Origin of the sequence: Bacteroides sp. AM16-24 (genome assembly GCF_003471885.1) — a bacterium.
GTDB lineage: Bacteria > Bacteroidota > Bacteroidia > Bacteroidales > Bacteroidaceae > Bacteroides.
In genome coordinates this window covers 139,503-150,685 of sequence record NZ_QRKI01000013.1, presented here as the reverse complement: position 1 = coordinate 150,685, position 11,183 = coordinate 139,503, and the positions used below count along the sequence as shown (strand labels likewise).

Here is an 11,183-nt window from a genome sequence, read left to right as displayed (position 1 = left end):
GTAAATATCTATGTGAACCGCTGGTTGAATAAGTGGTTATTCGGTAATTAGGGATATTCAGTAAATGTCCCTCTTTCTAATAAATTAAGAGAACAGTTTTACTTTACGTGAGCTTTTCTCTTATTTTTTTCTGTAAAGTCTCAAGTCTTCTATCTTTTTAATAGAATATTATTTACATATTCTTATTTTTTCTTCCCAACGGTACATTATGTGTATGTCTTTTTAGGGGAAGTTAAAGACCTCTCCTGTTTTCCTCTTGTTATTTTAGTCTGATTATGCAGCCGTTCTTTTTTTCTTTTCGACCTTTTCTATCATGCATACCGCATTGGCCGTATGTATTTCAAAGAAAATCCAAAGCATTTCTGTTTTCTTGTTTCTAGCTTTTATTCTGGCCAGTGAGTAATGTTGTTTCTGCGTTCTAAAGCTTCCTTCCAGGCGGGTAGCTCTTTCACGGTTGAGTTCCGACCGTAAGATCCTCCGAAGTGGCTCATCTTTGGCAGCTCTGCCCTTACGCTTAAAGGAAGTACTTATATGATATTTAGTACAAAATTTCCGGTTGGCATTATTAGCATAGATTGAATCCGCTGCAAGCGCCTTAACCCTAACCTTGGTCAGTTGTTGTTGCAGATGAATACAGTCTTTCAAACGTACTCCTTCGTTAAAAGCCTTAAAGGAGATATGTTCTATAAACGAGATTCCATCTATCTGTATATTGTTGACTTTGGCTCCGAATTCAACGGATTTGGTTTCCTTGCCTCTGATTATGGGGCGAAGGTAATGCCGGTCGATACTCACGATACGGTTGGACACTTTTTGGCCTGCAAATAAATTCTTCCCTTGCTCAAGGACCGTCTGTATGACCGAGAAACGTCTTTGGTAATCAGAGGATAGTGTAACGATGAAGCCATACAATACCTTCCCATAAGAGTTTGACATCAGTAGGGAAACGCAGATGACTTTCATAACAGGTGGCATCCGTCATACAGGCATGAAGGTTCTCAAGATAAGGTTTCCAATAGTCAGCCAGAATAGCCTGGAGGGACTCAATATCAAGGCGATCCGCTAGTTCCTGACGAATTGCACTGACGATTTTAGGATTGGTCAGTGGATGAAGCGGATCAATCTGAACACCACAAAATAACTGGTAATGAATATTACCGTTTAAAGGTTCAATCAGTTGTGAATCTGAAAAGTTAGTATAGGACTTCAGGACCATCAAGGCTATTTTACCCTCAGGAGAAAAATAACTTTTACGCCCCAAAGCAGAGGACTTCAAATGCATTTCTCGGGCCAGTTCCGAGAAAGGAAACAGGGCATGGAGGCGACCTAATTCACTCGTTGGAAAACTTTGACGATATTTTTTTAGCATATCGAACTCGGTAAAACCTAAACGAGGTTCGATTTCTGAGATTTTTTGTATCTTTACCATGTGTTTTTAGTTTAGATTACCCCCGTTTTGGCCGTCAAACCGTTTTTGGGAGAATGCTTAAAGATACAAAAAAGGCAACTAACTCGCAATGAATTAGTTGCCTTAATTTTTATTATTTTAGGAATATCCCTAATTAAAGCGGTAGTTTCTTCTCGTAAATCTTTTCGTTCAGTACTTTTAGTGCCTGTTGCACACTGTTGTTCGTGGTGTTTATCACCTGGAAGTATTCGTTCATATCCCAGAGGTCACGGGCAATCAGGGCCTTCAACTGTGTTTTTATCAGCGGAAGCGATTTATTGTATTGTTCTTCATTGAACTCGATCTTCTCTTTATCGGCAGCAGCGCGTATGTCTGCAAGCATCTGCTCGTCTATCTCAAACTTATTGTTGAAGGTGTCGAACTTCTTGTACTGTTCCTGTAATTCTTTCCGGTGGCTTTCGATGTATTTCGTGGTTGCTTTGATAACAACGCCCTTGGCAACCAAATTCCGGTGATAATCGGTGTATTGAGTGGTGTCGATGGGTACGAAATAGTCGGGCATGATACCACCGCCACCATAAACAGTACGTTTCAGTTTCTTTGTAGAATTCTTCAATGAATCGGGGAAATGGATGCTGTCAGCATGCATCATCTCTCCACGGTTGAAGCGCTCTATCAGATCCATATTGTATTTCTCCTGGGTATCCTTGCCTTGAAGTCTGGGACTGTCCAGATTAGCTGTATGGTCATACGGCTTTTGAATGCAACGTCCGGAAGGGGTATAGTAACGGGCGATAGTCAGGCGTATCATGGAACCGTCGGGCAGGTCGATGGGGCGCTGTACCAAGCCTTTACCGAATGTACGACGGCCTACAACAACTCCTCTGTCCCAGTCCTGTATGGCACCGGTAACGATTTCACTGGCAGAGGCAGAGTATTCATCCACCAATACAACGAGACGCCCGTTTTTGAAGTTACCCGTGCCTTTGGCGTAGAAATTACTACGCTGGGCGGCTCTTCCTTCGGTATATACAATCAATTCTTTCTGTTGCAAGAACTCATTGGCAAGATCGATGGCTGCGTTCAGGTATCCGCCTCCATTACCTTGCAGGTCGAGTATTAAGTCTTTCATTCCCTGTTTCTGTAATTCTTTAAGAGCTGCCGTAAACTCCTCGGCGGTAGTGGCGCCGAAACGGTTGATGCGGATATAGCCTATCTTGGGTTGTATCATGTATGAAGCATCCAGACTGAGAATAGGAATTTTATCCCGTTTTACAGTGAAATATAGAGGATCATCTACTCCGCGGCGGACGATGGTCAGTTTAACTTCCGAATCTTTGGGGCCGCGTAAGCGCGTCATGATGTCTTCTGTGGACATTTTAACACCTGCAATGGCACTGTCATTTACAGCTACAATACGGTCTCCTGCCAGTATACCTACTTTTTCGGACGGTCCGTTGCTCACGGGCTGTATGATCAGTAAAGTATCTTCTATCATCTGAAACTGAACACCAATACCTTCGAAATTACCTTGCAGAGGCTCGTTCATTTTCTTCACTTCCTCGGCATTGTTGTATGTGGAGTGCGGGTCAAGCTGTGCCAACATACGGATAATAGCTTCTTCCACCAGTTTGTTTTCGTCTACCGAGTCTACATACAGGTTGGCTATAGCAAATTCTGCCATTTGTAACTTGCGGATTGCTGCCGCATTACCCGTATTTTGTGCCTGCATGGAAGCCATGCCGCCACATATACATATTATAAAGATAAGGAGCTTCTTCATTATTCTTTTTACTAATCACTAATCATTAATCACTAAATTTCCATTCCTTCGGGGATAAACTGGCTGATGTCCTTGCCGAATTGTAACAACTCACGGACGGTCGTCGAACTGATGCACGTCAGTTCAGGCTCGGTAAAGAGCAGGATTGTTTCAATACCTGCCAGTTTGCGGTTGATATCTGCAATGGTTTCTTCGTATTCAAAATCTTTCACGGTGCGGATGCCGCGGATAATAAACTGTGCATCTACCTGTTGTGCAAAATCAATCGTCAGGCAATCATAAGAGTATACTTTGATGCGGGACTCGTTCCGGTAGAAGTTCTGTATCATTGCCACGCGTTTCTCGATAGGGAAATAGGTGTTCTTATTTTCATTAATACCAATCCCAATGATGACTTCATCCATAAAAGTCAGTGCGCGGGTCACTATCGAAGAATGCCCGATAGTGAAAGGGTCGAATGTTCCCGGAAAGATTGCTCTTCTCATGATGCCAAATCTTCTTCTATAACCAGATTATTAATAATAAAGTTTTGTCGTTCCATGGTATTTTTACCCATATAAAACTCCAACAATTCCTTTACCAAGTCAGTTTTTCGCAGGCTTACTTGCTCCAGACGCATATCTTTGCCGATAAAGTGCCTGAACTCATCGGGTGAGATTTCTCCCAGCCCTTTGAATCGGGTGATTTCAGGATTAGGTCCCAGTTCTACAATTGCTTTTTGACGTTCTTCTTCCGTATAACAGTAAAGGGTTTTCTTCTTATTACGTACACGGAACAACGGAGTCTGCAGGATGTATACATGCCCTTTCTTTATCAGATCAGGGAAGAATTGCAGGAAGAAGGTTATAAGTAGCAGGCGGATGTGCATGCCATCCACATCGGCATCGGTAGCAGCGATCACCTTGTTGTAACGTAATCCCTCGATACCGTCTTCTATATTCAAGGCAGCCTGCAGCAGGTTGAACTCTTCGTTTTCATATACCACCTTTTTAGTCAGCCCGTAAGAGTTCAACGGCTTACCACGCAAACTAAATACTGCTTGTGTGTTTACGTCACGGCTTTTCGTGATAGAACCACTTGCTGAGTCACCCTCAGTAATGAAAATGCAGGATTCGGTCTCCTGATCTTTCCCCTTGCCGTCGTTGAGGTGATAGCGGCAGTCGCGCAACTTACGGTTGTGCAGGTTGGCCTTCTTGGCACGTTCACGAGCCAGCTTGGTAACACCAGCAATCGCTTTGCGTTCCTTTTCAGAGTCTTGTATCTTTTGCAGCATGACTTCCGCAACCAACGGATTTTTGTGGAGAAAATTATCCACTTCCGTCTTGATGAAGTCTCCTACATATTTATTTACGCTCACACCGCCCGGAGACATGGAAGGCGAACCGAGTTTGGTTTTTGTCTGTCCCTCAAACTGGGGTTCTTCCACGTTAATGGCAATGGCGGCAACGATACCATTACGGATATCAGCGTACTCTTGGTTTTTGTTATAAAATTCCTTGATGGTGCGGGCAATATGCTCTTTGAGTGCACTTTGGTGTGTACCGCCTTGCGTCGTATGCTGCCCGTTGACGAAGGAATAATATTCTTCTCCGTATTGGTTGGTATGGGTGAAGGCTATTTCAATGTCTTCCCCTTTTAGGTGGATGATGTTGTATAACCCCTGTGCGGTCATGTTGTCGTTCAGCAAATCTTCCAGACCGTGGCGTGAAATGATGCGCTGACCGTTGTAAATAATGGAAAGGCCTGTATTCAGGTACGTATAATTGCGCAATAACATTTCCACAAAGTTAGCTTGGAAAGAATAGTTTAGGAATAAGGTATCATCTGGTTCGAAGAAGATATAAGTTCCGCTCTCTTCATCGCTGTTTTCTGTGACATCGCTCTGAAGAATACCTTTTTCGAAAATGGCGATACGGACTTTGCCTTCACGATAACTGCGTACCTCAAAACGGTTGCTAAGTGCATTTACGGCCTTGATACCTACACCGTTCAGTCCGACGCTCTTTTTAAAAGCCTTGCTGTCGTACTTACCACCGGTATTGAGTTTGCTTACTGCTTCGATCAGCTTTCCTTGCGGAATACCCCGACCGTAGTCGCGTACGCTGACACGCAGATTCTCCTCAATGTTTATCTCGATCCGTTTACCCGCACCCATTTTGAATTCATCGATGCTGTTGTCCATTACCTCTTTTAGCAATACATAAATACCGTCGTCGTTTTGCGTACCGTCGCCCAAACGACCGATATACATACCCGAACGGACACGGATGTGCTCCATATCGTCAAGATGACGAATGTTGTCTTCCGTATATTCTACATTGCCTTCGGGCATCAGTCCGTTGATTTCTTCCATAAGTTATTTAATGAGGAATGAGGAATGAAGAATTACCATGCGGCATCACAGCGCAGCCAAATTCTTCATTCTTAATTATTAATTTCTTTCACGAACGCCCTGCGCCGTTTATGCTGTTCTGTTTTAAAGTACTCCCATTGGGCTTGTACCTTGCCGTTCATCTCCAGCTCAGGGTTACTCTCTGCAAATATAAAACCTAATTTTTGATAAACCGGAATTAAATCGGAAAATAACAATGCGTTAACACCCTTGTTCTGGTACTCCGGCTTCACTGCAACGAGCAATAAATCCAACATTTTGGCACGGCGTTTCATGAAGAGAGCCTTCAGCAGATAATACCATCCGAAGGGCAATAACCGTCCGTGTGCTTTTTGCAAAGCTTCGGACAAGGATGGCATGGAAATACCTACGCAAATCAGTTGGTCGTCGGCATCCGTGATAAGTGTCACCATACGCAGGTCTACAATAGGAAGGTACATCTTCACGTATTGGTCGATCTGTCGTTGTGACAGGGCGGAATATCCGAACAGGGGTTTATAAGCTTCGTTCATCAGTTCAAAGATGGCCTGACCGTAATCTTGGGCAATCTTTTTCGCAGATGTATATTTTTTGATTTTGAGATTATACTTACGTTGAATGAGGTCGGAGATGCGTTTGTGTTTGTCCGGTATGGCATCCGGAATATAAATTTTAAATTCCACCCAGTCGGCATCTTTTTCAAAGCCCATGCGCTCCATGTGTTGCGGGTAGTAAGGGTAGTTATAGATGGTGGCCATTGTGCTGAGTTGATCGAAACCTTCGACAAGCATGCCTTCCGCATCGAAGTCTGTGAAACCCAAGGGACCTTGTATATGAGTCATTCCCCGTTCTTTACCCCATTCTTCGACCGTACGGATCAATGCGTCGGAAACTTCGGGGTCATCGATGAAATCGATCCAGCCGAAGCGGACATTCTTTTTATTCCAGGTCTGATTGGCTTTATGATTGATAATGGCAGCTACACGTCCTACTATCTGATTGTCTTTGTAAGCTAAGAAATACTCTGCTTCGCAGAATTCAAACGCTGCATTCTTCTTTTTGTTGAAGGTATTGAGCATGTCGTCGTAAAGATCGGGGACGGAGTAAGGATTGCCTTTGTATAGCCGGTAATTGAAGCGGATGAACCGTTTCAATTCTTTCATTGTGGAAGCTTTTTTGATTGTTATTGCCATAATTTTATGTCTAATGAGAGGGCAAAGATACATGATAATCTTTAAAATACCACTTTAAACATTATAAATAAGTACAACAGTATAAGCTATATAACAAAGTATCAGTATGCTGCCCTCAATGCGGGTAATGGTCCGTTTGGCGAAGAACAGTCCGAAAATCCAAAGCAGAATACTTGAACCTACCAGTACCAGCAGATCCAGATTAGTGATGCCTGCCAGATGTAGGGGTGTAATGGAAGCACTACATCCCAGTACAAAGAAGATGTTGAAAAGATTGCTTCCGATTACATTACCGATAGCAATTTCAGAATTCTTTTTGAGGGCAGCTACGATGGAGGTAGCCAGTTCGGGTAGGGATGTACCGCCTGCCACAAGCGTCAGCCCGATGACGGACTCGCTGACTCCCAGACTGCGGGCAATGCCTGTGGCACCGTCTACAAAGAAGTTACCGCCGATGATAAGCCCTGCCAGTCCACCTATCATATATAGGGTAGACTGCCACATGGGAAGTTGCTTGATTTCTTCTTCGGGTGCTTCTCCTTCTTTCTTTCCCTGAAAGGCGATTGCAAAGGTATATCCCAAAAAGATGATAAAGAAGCAGAGCAATAGCAAGCCATCCGTAGTGCTGAGAATATTTTCTGCACTATGATCCAATAATACATCGTTGGCACAAATCAGCAGTACGATGGAAGAAAGGATGCAGAGAGGTATTTCCTTACGTAACGTATTTTGAGAGATGACGATAGGGGCAAAGAGTGCTGTACAACCCACAATCATCAAGGTATTGAAGATGTTGCTACCTACCACATTTCCGATGGCAATGTCCGCGCTGCCTTTCAGGGCGGAAGATACGCTGACCGTCAGTTCCGGAGCAGATGTTCCGAAAGCTACGATGGTAAGTCCGATAACGATAGACGGTATATGAAAACGCTTGGCAATGGATGCGGCTCCGTCTGTTAGTCCATTGGCACCTAAGAGTATGAGGAGAAGTCCCCCAATCAGGAAAAGAATATCCATAAGAATACTGATTTTTGTGCAAATATAATTAATTCCTTTTATGATAAGTGAAAAACATTCCGTATGTTTGGCGCGTTAAACAATTTATAATTTTAAGTAACCTGATTAAGGACTTTTAATATGAAGGGAATTCGGGCGTTGTGTTTTGGGCTGTTACTGCTGTTCGCGAGTGGTGCATCCGCCCAGTTGGTAGAGAAGGTTTTGGACATCTTGAATGAAGATACATTGGGAACAATGGTTGCTCAAAAGTCGGATACTGATTCATTACATCTGTTGAAGATTAAAGAGGATCTGGAGACATCAAGATTGAATGAGGCTAATCTCAGGATGGAGATAGAGCAGATGAAGCTGAAGTATGATGCAGCGGACTCTCTGAAGCTGGCCAAACAGCGGTTACGTATCGATTCGCTCAGAAGAATGACTCCGGGTATTCCTGTAATTGTGGAAGGCGATACATTATATTACCTGTTTGCCAAACGTGGCGGTCACACTCCCCAGCAGCGTGCCGAGATGAATGCGGCGGCAATTACGGAACTGGGCAAACGATTCAATCTTCAGCCGGATTCGGTTTATATAGAAAGCAGTGATATTGTTACCGATCTGATGTATGGCAATAAAGTTCTTTCTTCTTTCACGGATCAAGATGGCCTTTGGGAAGGCTGTTCACGCGACCAGTTGGCGGCTGCCAAACGGAAAGCGATAGTGGACAAGTTGAAGGTTATGAAGGATGAGCATAGTCTGTGGCAGCTTGGTAAGCGTATTCTTTATTTTATTCTTGTAATTGTAGGCCAGTTCCTGTTGTTTAAACTCACTATCTGGCTGTTCAATAAGCTGAAAGCCCGTATTCAACGTCTGAAAGATACTAAACTAAAGCCTATTTCTATTCAGGATTACGAGTTACTGGACACACAGAAGCAGGTAAACCTGCTTGTCTTCCTGGCAAGTCTGCTGCGTTATGCCGTCATGCTGCTTCAGTTGATTTTGACGGTGCCATTACTCTTTGCTATATTCCCTCAAACCAAAGATCTTGCTTATAAGTTGTTCTCGTATATCTGGGAGCCGATAAAGAGCATTTTCCTGGGTATAGTGGAGTATATTCCCAACTTGTTTACCATCTTTGTGATATGGCTTGCCGTGAAGTATCTGGTGCGACTGGTTCGTTATCTTGCCAGTGAAATACAGTCGGAACGGCTGAAGATAGGCGGCTTTTATGCCGACTGGGCTATGCCGACGTTCCACATTGTGCGCTTCCTGCTTTATGCATTTATGATTGCTATGATTTATCCCTACCTGCCTGGCTCCAAATCGGGGGTCTTTCAGGGAATATCAGTCTTTGTCGGATTGATTGTTTCGCTGGGATCGAGTACGGTGATCGGGAATATCATTGCAGGACTGGTTATCACGTATATGCGTCCGTTTAAGTTGGGTGACCGTATTAAGCTGAATGATACAACGGGAAATGTGATTGAGAAGACACCGTTGGTAACGCGTATCCGTACGCCGAAGAATGAGGTAGTTACGATTCCTAACTCTTTTATTATGTCTTCGCATACGGTGAATTTCAGCCAGTCGGCACGCGACTACGGGCTGATAATTCATTCGGAAGTGAGCATCGGATACGATATTCCATGGCGAAAGACCCATCAGCTTCTGATTGAAGCGGCGCTGAATACTCCCGGAGTAGTGGATGACCCGCGTCCGTTTGTACTGGAAACATCTCTTCAGGATTATTATCCCGTCTATCAGGTGAATGCATATATTAAAGATGCCAATCAGTTGGCACAGGTTTATTCTGATTTGCACCAGAATATTCAGGATCGGTTTAATGAAGAAGGCATAGAAATAATGTCGCCCCACTATATTGCTACGCGAGATGGTAGTGAGACGACTATACCTAAGGATGACCTCCGGGAAAAGAAATGATGGCATTTACAAGTTATTTCCCTCGCGATGTAAAAGCATTTCCTTCAGTATGTAACGACCTTTACCGCCTATTGTAAAGCTCTTTACCTCGGCGCGTAAATGGAGTTACAGTGCGGGGGTAACATGTCTTTTACCGTGCCATCACAATTTCCGAATAAGGATAGCCGATGCCGGGAACGGCTTGCCAACTTTTGCTCACCAAATCGTAAGCATAGATCAGCCTTCCTCCCCGATTTGTATCGAATAGAACGTAAAGTTTCAGTGTCTCCGTATCTTTAGCGAGCATGGTTACTGAACGTGCCGAATTGGGGAATGTGGCGAAAGGCTCTTCCAAGCTCATCGTAGCTTGATTCCAAAGACACAGATCTGTCCGGCCATCATCGGCTCTTACTACGGCATATCCGCCGGTGCGTACGTATTTGGTAGTTCCGGTGTCTTTTCCTGAGATTATTGTCCAGAAGGGAATGAGTGCGGTGGCCTGTATCGGTTCGCCGGTATATACCTTCCTACTACTTGGGTCCAAGCTCAGTGCTACGGGTGTGAAACTGTTGTTTCCATTATCAGCCGAGAGCAGCAGATAACTGTCACTCTGTACGCCGGGATAGCGTGTCAGAGCTTCAGGCTTTATGTTGGCAGGCAGTTCGTAGTGGTAATTCAGAGTTTGGTTTATGTCACGGGTATAGGGCCATGATCCGATAGATGCCAGCATCATTTCATTGTCAGATATTTGCCTTACGGCTATTATGGAGCTTTGGCCGTTGCAGAGAGTCAATATATTTTTGAGCCCCATATCTTGCCAGAAACGCATGGAGAGGTCGTAGCTGAATACACTGCGCACTCCATCTTTCGTCTGTATTCCGCAGAGGTTCTGAGTCTCAGGAACATTTGCTACGCAGGAGAAATCTTTCTGGTCTTCTGTCAGTCCCACGATGTTTGTGGGAGTGCCATTTGTGAGGTTTACGTGCTCGATGCAATTATTATAACCCGTGCTGGAATGGGAATTGACAATGCCATAGAGCTGGAACTCTTTGGGTGCTTCACCGTTGGTAACAGCAATCTCACCAAGCGTCATGATATCGCCGGAACGGCGCAGGCGTACCTTGGTGGTTGAGGCAGGGTAGTGTCCGGGTGCCAGGAAAGTGATGCTTGTGGAAGTCTGCTCTACCATGACGGGTGATACTCCGAGGGCATATCCCTGATAGTTCATTGCGGGTTGGTCGGGAAGCGGCCAATAGATTTCGAACATTATGTCGTCATCGGATTGAAAACCTTGTGCTTTAATCGTGACCTTGTCACCGGGGTTGAAGCTGGTCTGTGTGGGCATTACGATATCGGTTACCAGGATCGGTTCTTTGTTTTCATCTTTGGCACATGCAGCAAACAGCAGACAAAGTAGCAGAAAGAGAGATAAGTTCTTCATAGCGTTTCTATTTTTAATGCGACAAATGTAGCGTTTTCTACTGAGATTCTTTCTTTTTTGTCTGATAT

The 11,183-nt window shown here is 44.2% G+C and carries 7 protein-coding genes and 1 pseudogene; 1 reads left to right on the top strand and 7 read right to left on the bottom strand.

Annotation, left to right across the window (positions count from 1 at the left end; all coding sequences use genetic code 11):
- Nucleotides 1–273: 273 nt before the first annotated feature.
- From DW182_RS15370 to DW182_RS15345, 6 genes and pseudogenes are all read right to left on the bottom strand, one after another.
- A pseudogene (locus DW182_RS15370) lies at nucleotides 274–1,429 on the bottom strand (transposase).
- Between the two features lie 133 nt (nucleotides 1,430–1,562).
- Nucleotides 1,563–3,191, bottom strand: a complete 1,629-nt coding sequence (locus DW182_RS15365; protein WP_118296068.1) for a S41 family peptidase — start codon at nucleotides 3,189–3,191, stop codon at nucleotides 1,563–1,565.
- Nucleotides 3,192–3,223: 32 nt separating this feature from the next.
- Nucleotides 3,224–3,676, bottom strand: a complete 453-nt coding sequence (gene coaD, locus DW182_RS15360; protein ID WP_118296067.1) for a pantetheine-phosphate adenylyltransferase — start codon at nucleotides 3,674–3,676, stop codon at nucleotides 3,224–3,226.
- A complete protein-coding gene (locus DW182_RS15355) occupies nucleotides 3,673–5,544 on the bottom strand; it encodes a DNA topoisomerase IV subunit B (RefSeq protein ID WP_118296066.1) in 1,872 nt (623 codons plus the stop codon). The genes coaD and DW182_RS15355 overlap by 4 nt, the downstream gene beginning before the upstream one ends.
- 71 nt (nucleotides 5,545–5,615) lie before the next feature.
- Entirely contained in the window at nucleotides 5,616–6,755 is a 1,140-nt protein-coding gene (locus DW182_RS15350) for an N-acetyltransferase (protein WP_118296065.1), read from the bottom strand.
- A 54-nt stretch (nucleotides 6,756–6,809) separates the two neighbouring features.
- The gene (locus tag DW182_RS15345) at nucleotides 6,810–7,772 is read right to left on the bottom strand and encodes a calcium/sodium antiporter (protein WP_007660888.1); all 963 of its coding nucleotides are present in this window, start codon (nucleotides 7,770–7,772) and stop codon (nucleotides 6,810–6,812) included.
- A 120-nt stretch (nucleotides 7,773–7,892) separates the two neighbouring features.
- Between DW182_RS15345 and DW182_RS15340 the strand changes: the two genes are divergently transcribed.
- Nucleotides 7,893–9,695: a mechanosensitive ion channel family protein gene (locus tag DW182_RS15340; protein WP_118296064.1), complete on the top strand. Its 1,803-nt coding sequence runs from the start codon at nucleotides 7,893–7,895 to the stop codon at nucleotides 9,693–9,695.
- Nucleotides 9,696–9,825: 130 nt separating this feature from the next.
- On the opposite strand, the gene DW182_RS15335 is transcribed toward DW182_RS15340, so the two are convergent.
- Entirely contained in the window at nucleotides 9,826–11,115 is a 1,290-nt protein-coding gene (locus DW182_RS15335) for a WD40-like domain containing protein (protein WP_118296063.1), read from the bottom strand.
- Between the last annotated feature and the right edge of the window lie 68 nt (nucleotides 11,116–11,183).